Below are 14976 nucleotides of genomic sequence, written 5' to 3' on the forward strand. Positions count from 1 at the left end.
CGCGCGGCGTCGGCAGCGGGGGCTCAACATCCCTGATCGGGCCTGGTCGGAGCGGACTGCGGCGTCCCTGACAATGGTCCGGACACGCACCCGCACGACGAAAGCGAAACCGCACCATGGATCTCGGCGTCCGCTGGAAACTGCACGGTGACGGACGCACTCCGGCGCCCGGCGCGGTCGTCCGCCCCGACGAACGGCTCTCCTGGCCCCGCACCGTCGGACTCGGCGCCCAGCATGTGGTGGCCATGTTCGGCGCGTCCTTCGTGGCGCCGGTCCTGATGGGACTCGACCCCAACCTCGCGATCATGATGTCGGGCGTCGCGACGGTCATCTTCCTGCTCGCCACCCGCGGCAGGGTGCCCAGCTACCTCGGCTGCTCCCTCTCCTTCGTCGGCGTCGCCGCGGTCATCCGGGCCGACGGCGGTTCGAGCGCGACCGTGACCGGCGCGGTCCTCGTCGTCGGGGCCGTGCTGTTCCTGGTCGGTCTCGCCGTGCGGCGCTTCGGGGCACGGATCATCCACATCGCGATGCCGCCGATCGTCACGGGTGCCGTCGTGATGCTGATCGGCTTCAACCTCGCCCCGGTGACGGCCTCGACGTACTGGCCGCAGGACCAGTGGACGGCGCTGCTGGTGATGCTGTTCACCGGGCTGGCGGTGGTCTGTCTGCGCGGATTCTGGTCCCGTATCGCGATCTTCCTGGGCCTGATCTTCGGCTACGGCATCTCCTGGGCCTTCGACCGCGTCTTCGGGAAGATCCACTCGGTCGACGCGAGCGGCAAGCTCACCGACCACTGGCGGCTCGACCTCTCGGGTGTCTCGAAGGCCGACTGGATCGGGCTGCCCGACCTGCACGGCCCGTCCTTCCAGTGGTCGGCGATCCTGGTCGCGCTGCCCGTCGTCATCGCCCTGGTCGCCGAGAACGCCGGGCACGTCAAGGCGGTCGGCGAGATGACCGGCGACGACCTGGACGACAAGCTGGGCACCGCGATCTCCGCGGACGGCGCCGCCTCGATGCTGTCCACCGCGGTGGGCGGCCCGCCCAACACCACGTACTCCGAGAACATCGGCGTGATGGCCGCGACCCGTGTCTACTCGACCGCCGCCTACTGGGCCGCCGCCGGTTTCGCGCTGCTCTTCGGTGTCTGCCCCAAGTTCGGCGCGGTCGTGGCCGCCATCCCGGGCGGTGTCCTCGGCGGTATCACCGTCATCCTGTACGGCATGATCGGCCTGCTCGGCGCGCAGATCTGGATCAACGCCGAGGTGGACCTGCGCAATCCGCTCAACCTGGTGCCGGCCGCGGCGGGCATCATCATCGGCGTCGGCAACGTCACCATGGAGTTCACCGACACCTTCGAGCTGAGCGGCATCGCGCTGGGCACGCTCGTCGTGATCACCGGCTACCACGCGCTGCGGGCGTTCGCCCCGGCCCATCTCAAGACGCAAGCGCCGCTGCTCGACGAAGGCACGTCCTCCTACGACAGCGAGGATCAGCGCGCCAAGTCGTAGGCGTACGACGCCGTGAAGGTCCCCGGCTTCCCCTTGCAGCCGTCCGACTCCCCCGGCAGCTTCACCCACAGGTAGGCGTCGATCCGCGCCTCACCCGTGGCGAGCGTCGGCGCCCGGCCCAGCTTGCGGCCGGCCGGGTCACACCACTCCCCGTCGGTCGGCGCCCCGGCGCCGTTGCGGCTGGTGTCGATCACGGCGCCGAGGCTCGCGGGGCCGCCGAGGGCGTCGAGGACCTGACGGTCGTAGGCGATCTCGTCGGTGGTGTCGTGGAAGTTGGAGACGTTGCTGAAGACGCCGTCGGAGGACGCCGTCGAGGCGGCGCCGGCCTGCTTCAGCCACTGCGCCTGCTTGCCGGGCGCGTTCCAACCGGAGTGCCCGGCGTCGTAGTACACGCGGGCCTTCGGGTTCGCCGCCTTGAAGGCGCGGCCCGCCCGGGCCAGCGAGGCGAAGCGGTCGGCGCGCTCCCCGGCGGAGAGGCACTCGGACTGGGCGACGGAGTCGGGCTCCAGGATCACGATGACGTCGCCGGAGCCCAGCCCGGCGGCGAACCGGTCGATCCAGGCGTCGTAGGCGTCGAGGTCGGGCGCCCCGCCCTGGGAGTGCCCGCCGCAGTCGCGGTCCGGGATCGCGTACGGCACGACCACCGGCACCCGGCCCGACGCCGACCCGCCCGAGGTGACCGCGCGGACCCGGGCGGTGATGGTGTCCGGCGTGAAGTCGGCGAACCACACCGCGGCCGGCTGGGCGGCGATCCGGGTCTGTATGAGGGCGTGGCGCGGATCGCCGGAGTTATCGCGGACCCACTCCAGTACCTGGGACTCGGGGTGGCGGTAGAGGCGGGCGGACACCACGGTCGGCTGCTGCCTCCTCTCGGTCTCGGTCCTGGTCGGCGAGGGTGTGGGACCGGCCGTCCGCTTCGGCGTCGGAGCAGCGGACGTGGGTGACGGTGACTTCGTCACGGACGGGGAGGGCGCGGGCACGACCGGCAGGGTCTCCAGGCTCGGCGAGCGCGTCACCTCGGGCGGCCCGGCCTCGTCGGAGCGCCCTCTGTCGTCGAGCGCGGACATCATGCCGGTCACGGTGCCGATGGCGACCACGACCGAGGCCGCCACGACCATGGCATGGCGCCGGGCCGCCCTCCTGCGCTCGGACCTGCGTGCGGCCAGTCGCTGGGCGCGTAAGCCTGACACGGTCCTGCTCCCCCTCCCGCACAGCGAGCGCGTTCCCCCGTTCTGGGGAAGCGCCGGGCCCGCCGACACTCCCGTCAGCCTAAAGCTGGGACATTGCCCCCATGGCGCAATGCGAACAATTCACCACACCCGTGGACGCGGTCATCTCCCGTATGCGCGCCCTCGACGCGGGCCTGCCCGAACACGACGGAGTCGCGGTCTTCAACCGCGTCTACCTCACCGTCACGGAGACGGTGGACCGGCACATCGACGGCGGCCGGTTCGCGGACGCGCGGGCGGCGATCACGCTGGACGTGCGGTTCGCGGAGCGGTATCTCGCGGCGGTGGACCGGGCCGAGGACGAGCGGCGCCCACCGGCCTGCTGGCGGCCCCTGTTCCAGATGCGCCGCCATCCGGGCGTACGACCGTTGCAGTTCGCGCTCGCGGGCATCAATGCGCACATCGGCCACGATCTGGCGCTCGCCGTGGTGGACGCCTGTCGTAGCCTCGGCTGCGAACCCGCCGACTTGGAGGACGAGTTCGATCGGGTGGGTGATCTCCTCGTCTCGCTGGAGGAGCGCATCCGCGAAGATCTGATGCCGGGTCCCGATCTGCTCCAGATCACCGACCCGCTCACCCATCTGCTCGGCTCCTGGAGCCTGGAGCGCGCTCGCGACGCCACCTGGGTGGCGGCCCGGGCGCTGTGGGCGCTGCGCCGGCTCCCGGACGTCGCCGAGGAGTTCACGGAGCGGCTGGACGCGGCGGTGGGGTTCGCGGGACGCATGCTGCTTACGCCACTGGCGGACTGATCTCGGCCACACCGGCGCCATACACCTGCCTCAGGCGGACATCCGAGTTAAGTTGATGATTGAACCGTCTGAGACAAACCGACGCAAAGGAGCGTACGGATGGCCATCAGGCTGGGGCTCAGCCTCCCCCAAGCACAGCAGTACGACATCGGCCGTGACGTGCCGGACGTCGCGCGCACCGCCGAGCAGATCGGCTACGAGAGCCTCTGGGTCTATGAACGGGCCCTGTTCCCGGAACCGCACACCCAGGGCTTGTACGGCATCGAAGGGCTGGAGTGGCCCGATATGTACCGGGGCGTCCCGGACCCCCTGGTGACGCTGGCCCTGGCGGTGTCGGCCACCGAGCGGGCCCGGCTCGGCACCAGCGTCCTGGTGGCCCCGCTCCACAACCCGTTCCAGCTGGCCAAGGCCCTCGCCACCCTGGACGCGGCGAGCGGCGGCCGGGTCGTGGCGGGCTTCGGCACCGGCTGGTCGCTCGACGAGTACGCGGCCGCGGGCCTGGCTCCCTTCGAGGAGCGGGGCAAGGTGCTCGACGAGGTCATCGACGTGTGCCGGGCCGTGTGGGGCCCGGACCCGGTGCGGTACGAGGGCCGGCACACCAAGATCGCGTCGGCCGTGGTCTCCCCGAAGCCCGCGCGGCCGATCCCGATCCTGGTGCCCACCAACAGCAAGAAGGCGATGACCCGGCTGGTCGACCGCCTCGACGGCTGGATGCCGATCGCCATGGGCGCCGAGCAACTCGCCGCACAGTGGGGGCAGTTGCGCGACCTCGCGGCCGAGCGCGGCCGAACCGAGCCGATCCAGGCGGTGGTCCGGATCAATGCGCAGTACAGCGCGAAGGCGTACGACGGCGCCGACCGCGCCGCGTTCCAGGGCAGCGCCGAGCAGATCGCCGAGGACCTGGCGGCCCACGCCGCCGAGGGGCTCGACGAGTTCTTCTTCGAGCTCCAGGGTCTGGCGCGCGACGCCGAGGAGCTGAAGGACGTCGCCGCCGAGCTGTTCGGGGCGGTGCGGGCCGCCGGGCTGTGACGGGCCCCTGAGGACTCAGTCCTCCGGCAGCTCCACCGGCGCGATCTCGTCGTAGCGGTCGCCCGGCCCCGGGTTGGAGGGGTCGGTCGTGCCGCCGAAGTGGTGCATCACGCCCCAGACCGCGTTCAGCGCGGTCTGGATCGCGCCCTCGGCCCAGCCGGCCGTCCAGGAGATGTCGTCACCGGCGAGGAAGATGCCCCGCTTGTCCTCGGGCAGCCGGTCCTGCATGAAGTGCGTGAACAGGCGCCGCTGGTAGCGGTAGTGGCCGGGCAGGTTGGCCTTGAACGCGCCCATGAAGTAGGGCTCGTTCTCCCAGGAGACGGTCACCGGGTTGCCGATGATGTGCTTCCTGATGTCGACCTTGGGATAGATCTCGCCGAGCGACTTCAGCATGACCTCCATCCGCTCGTTCGCGGACAGCGGCAGCCACTTCAGGCTGTCGTCGCACCAGGTGTAGGAGAGGCAGATGACGGCGGGCTTGTCCGGCCCGTCGTCCAACAGATAGGTGCCGCGCGTCATCCGGTCGGTCAGCGTCATCGACATGACGTCCCGGCCGGTCGGATTTCCCCTGTCGTCGACGGCCTTGTCCAGCCAGAAGGGCCGGTCGACGGGCACGAAGAGCTTGCTGGACTCCATGTAGTGGGTGCGCTCGATCGCCGTCCAGTGGTCGATCGGGAAGAGCGAGTCGTCGCAGGCGATCTTCGACAGCAGCATCCAGGACTGGGCGGTGAAGACGGCGGCCTGGTACGTACGGATGTCACCGTTGGCGTCGGTCACGGTGATCCGGTTGCCGGCGGCGCGGTGCAGCCGGGTCACGGCCGGGCGGGGCTCGCCGTTCTCGTGGAGCTTCGCGAGCGAGGTGCCGTAGGACCAGTGGACGATCTTCTCCGGCTCTCGCTCCCACATGCGCACCGGCAGCTGCTGGGAGCCGCCGACGATGCCGCGGTGGTGGTCGTCGGCCTCGGTGTAGACGACGCGCAGGATCTCCAGGATGGAGTTCGGGAAGTCGGTGTCCCAGCCGCCGGTGCCGAAGCCGACCTGGCCGAAGATCTCGCGGTGCCGGAAGGACTTGAAGGCCTCGGAGTCGCAGAGGAAGCCGTAGAAGGTCTGGTTGTCGAGCTTCTCGACGAGCTTCGCCCAGATCTCCCGGATGCGCGGCACGTCCCGCTCGCGCATCGCCCGGTTCATGTCGGAGAAGTCGGCACCCTCTTCGAGGCACTTGTTCCAGGCGTCGGCGACATCCCGGTAGACCTGCGGGAGATCGTCGATCGTCTCGGCGTAGTGGCTCTCGCCCTTGAGGTCGACGACCGTCGAAGGGGTCGCCTCGGCAAGGGGGTTGGGGAAGGCCTCGGTCTTGAGGTCCACCAGGTCGATGTAGTGCTGCAGGGCCGTGGAGGACGGCGGGAAGCGCATCGCGCCCATCTCCGCGGTCAGGCCCTCGGTGCTGGGGCCGTCGAAGCCGACGGTGCGCAGCCGGCCGCCGATCTGGTCGGCCTCGTACACGACCGGCTTCAGGCCCATCTTCATCAGCTCGTACGCGGCGACGATGCCGGACAGACCACCGCCGATGACCGCGACCTCGGTGCCGTGCTCGGTCGCCGGTATCTGGCCGAGCCCCGCCGGGTGGGCGAGGAAGTCGTCGTAGGCGTAGGGGAAGTCCGGGCCGAACATGGTGATCGGCGGCTGCTGCTGCTCGTCGGTGTGCTCGACGGCGTTGGGCACCATGGACGTCATGCGGTACGGACTCCTTGCACGAAGTGAACTCGGGGGAAGCTCAGGGGGGTTCAGGCCAGAGAGTGGGGGGTTCAGACCAGGGACCCGTAGAGGCCGGGCCGGCGATCCCGCAGATACGGGTTCGCCTCGCGGGACGCGGCGAGGAAGGCGGGGTCGGCGTCGGCGAACACCAGCTCCTCGCCTCGTCCGGCGCGGGTGCGGGCGACTCCGTCGGGCCCGGCGAGGGTGGAAAGGCCGACGAACTCGAACTCCCCTTCCCGGTCGACCCGGTTGACGTACGCGACGTACATCTGGTTCTCGAAGGCCCGCACCGGGATCATCGACTCGGCGACGAACTGGAACGGGTGCATCTGGGCCGTCGGGACGAGCAGCAGGTCGGTGCCGGCGAGGGCGTGGGCACGGACGTTCTCCGGGAACTCGACGTCGTAGCAGATCAGGATGCCGACGCGGAGGCCGTCGAGCTCGGCCTGGACGAGCGGCTGGTCGCCCGGCGTGAAGTGGTCGCGCTCGAAGCAGCCGAAGAGATGGGTCTTGCGGTAGTTCGCGAGCCGGGTGCCGTCGGCGGAGATCAGCTGGGCGGAGTTGAAGACGGTCTCGCCCGCGCGCTCGGGGTAGCCGTAGGCGATCGCCAGCCCGTGCCTCGTCGCCGTCTCGGCGATCGCGTCCGCGCAGTCGCCGTCGGCGGGCTCCGCGAGGCGGGCGATGTCGTCGCCGATGGCGTACCCGGTGAGGAACATCTCCGGCGCGACCAGCAGACCGGCGCCCGCGGCGGCGGCACGGCCCGCGGCCTCGTCGAGGACCTTGAGGTTCTCGACGGTCGAGCCGGGGCGGCCGGAGCTCTGGAGCAGGGCGGTGCGCATGCGTGTCCTCACCGGGGCGGAGGGGTGGTTGTGGGGGCCACGTAGACGGTACGGGCGGCCGACCAGGGCGGACAAGAAGGAGCCGTTGCGCGCCGGTGAGCGGTTTGTTGCGTGCCTCAGGGGGTGGGCGGCGATTCGTTGCGCGACCACAGGCGTACGTCCGCTCGTTCCCGGGGCGCAGGGCGCTACGGCGTCCCCGCCGGGCGGCGGAGACGGGGGCCCGTCTCCGGCGCGATGTGGTGCCGGCGCGGCGTCGGGAGAGTGGGGACCGTCCGCTTGACCTGCCGAAAGGACCACGATGAACCGCCGAAGGATCGCCCTGAACCGCCGTACGAAGATCGTCGTGCTCGGCTCCGCACTGCTGCTCACGGCGGGGGCGGCCTCGGCCGCCACGGCGTCGGACTCGGACGCACCGCGCCAGCGGGAGGCCGCCGCGCTCACCGGCACCGCCAAGCTGTACCGCTCGGCCGGGGACGACATCACCTTCTCCTTCGACGCGCACCTGGCGGCGAAGGACAACGCCGATCCGACGAAGGCCACCGGCACCTTCGAGTTCAGCCACTATCTGAACGGCGAGGGCGCGAAGGCGAAGGCCAGGGTCGACTGCCTGCTGACCGGCGGGAAGGTGGCCGTCGTCTCCGGGGTCATCACCTCCTCCGACCTGCCCGGTGCCGAGGGCAAGCGGGTCGGCATCACCGTCCACGACGTCGGCCACCGCGACCGGCTCGGCTACAGCTGGGCCTCGACGGGCAACCCCGTCGAGACGAAGGAGCTGCCCAAGTGTGTCGGCTCCGCCCCCTTCGAGAAGGTCAAGAAGGGGACGGGCGACTTCACCGTCGTGCCGTGGCGGCCCGAGTTCTAGCCAGGGCCAGCGCTGTCACCAGGTAGGGCACGGCGAGCACCGCGAAGACCGTGCTGTGCGCCGCGCCGGTGCCGAGCAGCGCGTACACGCCGAACGTGGCGACCGTGGCGAGCTCCGTCCCCAGGCTCGCCACGGAGGTCAGCGTGGCCCGGCGGGACTCGTCGATCCGGTGCTGGAGCCGGACGTCGGCGAGGACCTCCGCCAGCTGGAAACCGCCGAAGGCGAGGCCCACGAGGGCGATGCCGGCCGGGGTCCGGGCCGCGGCGCCGACGGCCAGGGCGAGCGCGGAGCCCGCGAGCAGCCAGGCCATCCCTGTGGTGCCGAGGCGTTCCGCCGGTCCGGCCAGCAGGCTGGCCGCCGTGACGAGCGTCCAGACGAGCAGGATCAGGTACGGCACTGTCGTCTCCGCCACGCCGGTGTCCCGGGCCAGCAGGGGCGTGTACTCGTCGAGCGCGCCCCACACCGCGGCGACGGCGGGGATCAGCAGGAGGGCGCCGCGCACGGAATGGTTCTGGCGGGCTTCGGCGAGGCCGGTGCGCAGGGTCACCCACCAGCCGTCACCACCATGTTCCGGTCGCGTCCGGTGCTCCGGCAGCCGGATCGCCACCGCGGCGGCCAGCAGACAGGCCAGGACGCTGGCGATGCCCACGGCCCGGTAGCCGCCCAGCGCGAACACGGGTCCGGCGAGGCCGATCGACGCCATGGTGGCCGCCAGCCGCGCCGCCCGCACCCGTCCCATCACGCGCGCGTACCGGCCGGCGGCGCCGAGCCGGTCCAGCTCGTCGTAGGCCAGCGCCTCCAGCGAGCCGGAACACAGTGCTCCGCCGACGCCCCACAGGACGAACCCGAGCGCGAAGGCCCAGTACGACGGGACGATCACCCACAGGGCGAAGCCGACGGCGTTGAACAGCGGGCCGATCCACAGCAGCAGCCGTCGGGAGACGGCGTCGGCCAGCGCGCCGGAGGGAACCTCCAGCACGACGGCCGTGATCGACCACAGGGCGAACAGCGAGGAGATCTGCCAGAGCGACATGCCGGTGTCGGCGAACAGCAGCGCGTACACCGGGTAGAGCAGGACGAAGTCGTCGAGGAACGAGTAGCCGTACAGCGTGGCCGTCAGGCGTCGGACGCCGGTGGCGGGCACGCGTGCGGGTGTGAGTGTCATGAGGCCTTCCCGGAAGGGCGGTTCGGACGTCGTCGGTACGGCGTCCGAGGCGGCCCTCGGGAGGCACGGCTGGTGGATCAATGTCGCCAGGTCATGACACCGATGGTAGGCGGCTCGCGCTCATTCGCGCAGGGAAAATGTGGTGATCACGGCCGCGTGGTCGGACGGCCAGTCGTTGTCCTCGACGTCCGGCCAGGGGCGCGGCCGGCCGCTGACGTACGTCCTGGAGTCGAGCACGCGCAGGCCCCGGTGCAGGACGAAGTCGATCCGGTCCTGCGGCTCCGGGCGACCGCCGCCGTCCTCGTGCAGGGCGTGGACCGGCGACCAGGTGTGGCCGGGGTGGGCGGCCGGGTCCGGGTGGGCCTCGCGGTAGGAGTCTCGCAGGCCCGCCTCCTCGGCGGCCTTCGTCACCGGCCACTCCACGTCGGGCCGGTCCAAGTGGGAGGGGCTGTTGAAGTCGCCGACGAGGACGACGGGCACACCCGGAGCGGCCGTCTCCTCGATCCGGCGCAGGGCGTCCCGCATCTGTGCGAGCCGCACCTTCTCGTGGGCGATGAGCTCGGCGGCCGGGAGCCCGTCGAAGGCCGACTCGTAGGGGCCATAGGGCGTGTAGTCGAGGTGGGCCGTCCAGAGGTCGACCTCCCGCTCGCCCGCCTGGATGCGCACGCCGGCCGCACCGTAGAACCCGACGTCCGGGTCGCCGAAGCGGCCCGTGATCGGGTGGCGGCTGATGACTCCGAGGTTCTCGCCGGCCCGGTGGTGGTACCAGCCGAGCGCGTCGGCGAGTTCCTGGGCTGCGGTGCCGTACGTCTCCTGGAGGCCGACCACGTCGACGCCGGTCTCGGCGATGACCTTGAGCTGCTTGGCCCGGTGGTCGTGGACCTTGGTGCCGCCGTACCAGAGGTTCCAGCTCATGACGCGCAGCTCGGGCGAGGGCAGCGCGGCGGTCGGCAGGGTGCGCAGCCGCTGCGTGGTGACGCCCTCCAGACTGGGGAGGACGGTGCGTCCGGGGGCCGGCTCGATCGGGGCGAGCGAGGGCACCGCGAGCACCGTGCAGCCGGCCGCCTCGGCGGAGCTGACGCCGGTCCGGGTGTCCTCCACGGCGACGCAGGCCCTCGGGTCGACGCCGAGGGCGCGGCAGGCGGCGAGGTAGGGGTCGGGGGCGGGCTTGGTCCGGTCGGTGTCGTCGGCGGTGACGGAGACCGCGAAGCGGCTCGCGCCGAGGGCTTCGAGGACCGTGTCGGCGACGGCTCGGGGTGACGCCGTGACCAGGGCCGTGGGGACGCCCTCGCGGGCCAGCGCGTCGAGCAGGTCGAGCGCGCCGGGGCGGGGGACGATGCCGGCGCGGACGCGGTCGGCGAACTCGCGGTGGAGCGCGTCGGCGAGATCGGCGGCCGGCGCGCCCGTGGCCGCGGCCAACCAGTCGGCGGTGTACTCGACGGGCCGCCCGAGCACCTCCGCCTCGTCCGCCTCGGTCAGCGCCCGTCCGGCGACCTGCTCCACCGCCTCCCACCACAGTCGCTCGGTGTCGACGAGCGTGCCGTCCATATCGAACAGGACGGCGCTCAGGGAATTCCCTGATGGATTTTCACGGTCTCGGGATGCCACGTTTCGCCGACTCTTTCAATTCTCTTCAGGGTGGATTGGACGGAACGATGCTGAAGCGAGGTGGATTGCAATTACCGCCGAAATTCCGTTGGGAGACCCCGTCGGGGAACCTCTACTGCGGCATGTTCAAGTAATCACCCGGCCCGGTCCACCACCATCACCGGCCGGTCGGGCAGCGTGACGGCCACGCGGACGCCGGGGGCGAAGTCCACGGCGTCGGCCGTGGGTATGTCGGCCTTGATCTCGGGGCCGTCGTGCGGCACTCGCACCGTGAGGCGGGTGGTCGCCCCCAGGAAGGTGGCCGCGACCACCTGCCCGTTCCCCTCCGGATCCACGGCGACTCGTACGGCCTCCGGGCGGGCGAGGACATCCACCTCGACTCCCCCGGCAGGGGAGCCGGACTTCACGGGCAGCGTGCGGCCGAGCACCCGCACCGTGTCCGTACCGGTCGTGCGGCCGGGCAGTCGGCTCACCGTGCCGACGAACTCCGCCACGAACTCCGTCGCCGGGTCGGCGTACAGCTCCCGGGGGGTGGAGCACTGCTCCAGGCGTCCGCCGCGCATCACCGCCACGCGGTCCGCCAGGGACAGGGCCTCCTCCTGGTCGTGGGTCACGAACAGGGTGGTGATGCCGAGCTCCTGCTGGATGCGGCGGATCTCCTCGCGGAGGGTGAGCCGCACCTTGGCGTCCAGCGCGGACAACGGCTCGTCGAGCAGCAGGACCCGGGGGCGCAGGGCGAGGGCACGGGCCAGTGCCACACGCTGTTGCTGGCCGCCCGAGAGCTGGTGCGGGTAACGCCCGCTCTTGTCCCCGAGCCCGACGAGCTCCAGCAGTTCGGCGGCCCGGGCACGGCGCTCGGACGTGCCGACCTTGCGCATGCGCAGCCCGAAGGCGACGTTGTCGAGCGCGCTGAGGTGCGGGAACAGGCTGTACGACTGGAAGACCATGCCGGCGTCGCGACGGTGCGCCGGGACCCGGGTGACGTCCTCGCCGTCGACCAGGACGGCGCCCGAGTCGGGATGCTCGAACCCGGCGAGCATGCGCAGGGCCGTGGTCTTGCCGCAGCCGGAGGGGCCGAGGAGGGCGAGGAGTTCGCCGGGCCGTACGGCGAGGTCGAGGCCGTCGAGGGCGACCGTGCCACCGAAGGAGCGGCGCAGGCCCCGGAACTCGACCGTGGCGGCCGTATCGGCCGTGGCGGCCTTCGGCTGGGGTGCTGTGAGTGTCATCTTCCGGGTCACCTCTGGGATCGGATCACTTCTCGGTGGTGGTCGGGGAGGGGGTACGTCCGCCGACGGCGGCGATGGCGAGCAGCAGCAGCCAGGTCACGAACAGGCTGAGGACGGACACCGCCACGGACATCTGCGCCTGCGAGCCGCCGATGCCGACGATCCAGACCGCAAAGGGCCGGAACTTCAGGATCTGGGCGACCGTGAACTCCCCGAGCACCAGCGCCAGCGTGAGGAACGAGGCGTTCAGCAGGGCCCCGCGCAGGTTGGGCAGCACCGCCCGGACCAGCGCCTGCGCCCAGCCGGCGCCGCAGTTGCGGGCCGCCTCCACGAGGGTGGGTACGTCGATCGACCGCAGGCCCGCGTCCAGCGCCCGGTACACGAACGGCAGCGCCATCACCGTGTAGGCGAGGACGAGCACGACGGGGAAGTCGGGGTTCTGGACGGCCACGAAGGTCTGGAACAACGGGGTCGTGGAGAAGTACTCGGGCCCCCACTTCAGCACCGTGGCGATGCCCGCGACGAACGCGATCGGCGGCAGGACCAGCGGCAGCGCGCAGACGATCTCCACGACCGGGCGCAGCCGCCGCGCACCGAGCCGCAGGGCGACCATCGCCGGCACCATCAGCAGCAGGACCAGCGCGATGGTGGCGGCGGCCAGTTCCAGCGAGAGCAGCAGGCTGGAGACGAAGCCGTCGGCGCCGAGGATCTGCCCGTAGACGTCGAAGTTCACCCCCTCGCCCGGTATGTCGACCGTGAAGATCACGGAGGCGGCGAGCGGCAACAGGAAGTAGACCGCGGCGCACAGCAGGACGACGGCGCGCCCGGGGCGGACCTTCCCGATTCCGCGACTGGTCAGGCGAGCCATCGGGCACTCCGTCGTTGCAGGGGCAGGTACACGGCCATCACGAGGCCCGCCACGAGGACCATGTCCAGGCTCAGGGCCAGCGCGACGTTCTCCTGGCCGACCAGGACGTTGCCGGCGAGGGCGTCGGCGATCTGCAGGGTGACCAGCGGGATCGAGCTGCCGACCATGGCGGCCGCGGTGGCGTACGCGGCGAAGGCGCTGCCGAAGAGCAGCACGAAGCCGCCGAGCAGTGACGGGGCGAGCACCGGCAGCGCGACATGCCGCCAGTACTGCGTGTTGGTGGCGCCGTTGTTCCGGGCGGCCTCACGCCACTGGACCCTCAGACCTTCGAGTGCCGGGGTGATGGTGAGGACCATCAGCGGGATCAGGAAGTACAGATAGGCCAACGTCAGCCCGGAGAAGCCGTAGAGGCTCCACCCCTTGTCCGTCAGGTCCAGGCGGCGGGTGAGGAAGCCCGAGTTGCCGAGCGTGGCGACGAAGGCGAAGGCCAGCGGGACGCCACCGAAGTTGGCGAGGACCCCGGAGGCGGTGAGCACGGCCTCACGCAGCACCCTGGACCGTGAGGTCACCACGGCCTGCGCCAGCAGCAACCCGCACACCACGCCGATGGCCGCGGAGAACGCGGAGAGCTTCACGCTGCCGATCAGCGCGGTGAGGTACGCCCCCTGCATCGAGGCGGTCACATTGGCCACGCCGTACGAACTGGCGCCCGTGCCGGGGTCCTTGACGGTGAAGGCGCCGTTCAGCATGGCCAGGGCGGGGATCCCGAAGGCGAGCGCCACGAAGGCGAGCAGCGGGACGACGGCGAGCCCGCCACCGACGCGGCGCCGCCGCCCGGAGGGGGCGGCGGGCGCGGCGGCGTCGGTGCCGGTGTCCGCCGAAGCAGCGGGGGCGACGGTCGCGTCGGTCTCGGTCGTCATCCGGAGACGGCCTTGCCCCAGCCTGCGCCGAGGACTTCCTTGGCCTTGCCCTGCTGGGCCTCGGTCGGGAAGGTCGCCGTGCCCGAGACCTCGGGCAGCTTGGCCGCGGCGGCCTTGTCGAGCGTGCCGGCCTTCTCCATCGAGGACATGAGAGCCGGGCGTGCGAACCCCTTGAGCCAGAGGTTCTGGCCCTCGGTGCTGTAGAGGTACTCCTGCCAGAGCCGGGCGGCCGCCGGGTGCGGGGCGTCCTTGTTGATGGCCTGCGAGTAGTACTGGGAGAACTTGCCGTCGGTCGGGACGGCGACCTTCCAGTCCAGGCCCTTGGACTTGAACTCCTGCGCGTAGCCGGCGTTCAGGTAGTCCCAGTCGATGGTGATGGGCGTCTCGCCCTTCTCGACGGTGGCCGGGGTCGACTCGACCGGCGTGAAGTTGCCGTTCTTCTTCAGCTCGGCGAAGAAGTCGATGCCGGGCTGCAGGTCGTCGAACGAGCCGCCGTTCGCCAGGGCCGCCGCCCACACGCCGGCGAAGGCCGAACCCGACTTGGTGGGGTTGCCGTTGAGCGCGACCTGGCCCTTGTACTGCGGCTTCAGCAGGTCCTTGAAGGTGGTCGGGCACTCCTTGACGCGCTTCGCGTCGCAGCCGATGGAGATGTAGCCGCCGTAGTCGTTGTACCAGCGGGCCTGAGCGTCCTTCTGCCCTGCGGGAATGCCGTCGAACGACGCCACCTTGTAGGAGGCGAACAGGCCCTGCTGGGCCCCGCTCAGCGCGAACGACTGCCCCAGGTCCAGCACGTCGGGCGCCCGGTCCTGGCCCTTGAGCGTGGTGACCGCGCTGATCTCCTCCTGGCTGGACCCGTCCGGATTGTCGACCTCGACTTTGATGCCGTATTTCTTCTGGAACCCGTCGATGAGGGCGCCGTAGTTCGCCCAGTCACGCGGCAGGGCGATCGCGTTGAGCTTGCCCTCCTTCTTGGCCGCCTTCACCAGCGCGTCCATGCCGCCGAAGTCGGCGGCGGAGGTGGCGGTGGCGACGTTCTTGCCGTCGGCTGTGGTGGACGCGTTGTCGGGGGCGGCGCCACAGGCGCTCAGGGCGAGCGCGGCGACGACGGCGAGGGCGCCGACCGGGACGGCGGTTCTCGGCAGGGACACGGTTGCTCCAGGGGACGCGCGAGGGTGCAGGAGGATCTTGCCCAGGAAAGGTCGCTAACTTGTCTGAACA

Annotated in this window: 13 protein-coding genes; 4 read left to right on the forward strand and 9 right to left on the reverse strand. The window is 71.1% G+C overall.

The genetic code is table 11. The features are described from left to right. Positions 1-116: 116 nt before the first annotated feature. Entirely contained in the window at positions 117-1508 is a 1392-nt protein-coding gene (locus BLU79_RS28870; RefSeq protein ID WP_093908868.1) for a uracil-xanthine permease family protein, read from the forward strand. On the opposite strand, the gene BLU79_RS28875 is transcribed toward BLU79_RS28870, so the two are convergent. After that, positions 1490-2626, reverse strand: a complete 1137-nt coding sequence (locus tag BLU79_RS28875) for a glycoside hydrolase family 6 protein (RefSeq protein WP_093908869.1) — start codon at positions 2624-2626, stop codon at positions 1490-1492. The genes BLU79_RS28870 and BLU79_RS28875 overlap by 19 nt on opposite strands. A 173-nt stretch (positions 2627-2799) precedes the next feature. Here BLU79_RS28875 and BLU79_RS28880 point away from each other — a divergent pair, with 173 nt between their 5' ends. Both BLU79_RS28880 and BLU79_RS28885 read left to right on the forward strand, forming a co-directional pair. Then, positions 2800-3486, forward strand: a complete 687-nt coding sequence (locus tag BLU79_RS28880) for a DUF5995 family protein (protein WP_093908870.1) — start codon at positions 2800-2802, stop codon at positions 3484-3486. A gap of 99 nt (positions 3487-3585) precedes the next feature. Continuing rightward, complete coding sequence (locus BLU79_RS28885) at positions 3586-4515, forward strand: LLM class F420-dependent oxidoreductase (RefSeq protein ID WP_093908871.1); 930 nt, start codon at positions 3586-3588, stop codon at positions 4513-4515. Between the two features lie 15 nt (positions 4516-4530). Here the strand turns inward: BLU79_RS28885 and BLU79_RS28890 are convergent, their stop codons facing one another. Then, positions 4531-6249: a flavin monoamine oxidase family protein gene (locus BLU79_RS28890; protein ID WP_093908872.1), complete on the reverse strand. Its 1719-nt coding sequence runs from the start codon at positions 6247-6249 to the stop codon at positions 4531-4533. A 71-nt stretch (positions 6250-6320) separates the two neighbouring features. Further along, complete coding sequence (locus tag BLU79_RS28895; RefSeq protein WP_093908873.1) at positions 6321-7109, reverse strand: carbon-nitrogen hydrolase family protein; 789 nt, start codon at positions 7107-7109, stop codon at positions 6321-6323. 298 nt (positions 7110-7407) lie between these two features. Here BLU79_RS28895 and BLU79_RS28900 point away from each other — a divergent pair, with 298 nt between their 5' ends. After that, positions 7408-7971 carry a Repetin gene (locus BLU79_RS28900; RefSeq protein WP_093908874.1) on the forward strand — a complete coding sequence of 188 codons (564 nt, stop codon included), beginning with the start codon at positions 7408-7410 and terminating at the stop codon, positions 7969-7971. On the opposite strand, the gene BLU79_RS28905 is transcribed toward BLU79_RS28900, so the two are convergent. The 6 genes from BLU79_RS28905 to BLU79_RS28930 form a co-directional block, all read right to left on the reverse strand. Then, the gene (locus tag BLU79_RS28905; protein ID WP_093908875.1) at positions 7940-9136 is read right to left on the reverse strand and encodes an MFS transporter; all 1197 of its coding nucleotides are present in this window, start codon (positions 9134-9136) and stop codon (positions 7940-7942) included. The genes BLU79_RS28900 and BLU79_RS28905 overlap by 32 nt on opposite strands. 120 nt (positions 9137-9256) lie before the next feature. After that, positions 9257-10744, reverse strand: a complete 1488-nt coding sequence (locus BLU79_RS28910) for an HAD-IA family hydrolase (protein ID WP_371131961.1) — start codon at positions 10742-10744, stop codon at positions 9257-9259. 134 nt (positions 10745-10878) lie between these two features. Further along, positions 10879-11970 carry an ABC transporter ATP-binding protein gene (locus tag BLU79_RS28915; RefSeq protein ID WP_093908877.1) on the reverse strand — a complete coding sequence of 364 codons (1092 nt, stop codon included), beginning with the start codon at positions 11968-11970 and terminating at the stop codon, positions 10879-10881. Between the two features lie 25 nt (positions 11971-11995). Next, entirely contained in the window at positions 11996-12838 is an 843-nt protein-coding gene (locus tag BLU79_RS28920) for an ABC transporter permease (RefSeq protein WP_093908878.1), read from the reverse strand. Continuing rightward, positions 12826-13758: an ABC transporter permease gene (locus tag BLU79_RS28925; RefSeq protein ID WP_093908879.1), complete on the reverse strand. Its 933-nt coding sequence runs from the start codon at positions 13756-13758 to the stop codon at positions 12826-12828. Before BLU79_RS28925 ends, BLU79_RS28920 begins: the two co-directional genes overlap by 13 nt. Beyond that, complete coding sequence (locus tag BLU79_RS28930; RefSeq protein ID WP_177001230.1) at positions 13755-14900, reverse strand: ABC transporter substrate-binding protein; 1146 nt, start codon at positions 14898-14900, stop codon at positions 13755-13757. Before BLU79_RS28930 ends, BLU79_RS28925 begins: the two co-directional genes overlap by 4 nt. Positions 14901-14976 lie beyond the last annotated feature (76 nt).

This window comes from Streptomyces sp. cf386, assembly GCF_900103585.1.
GTDB lineage: Bacteria > Actinomycetota > Actinomycetes > Streptomycetales > Streptomycetaceae > Streptomyces.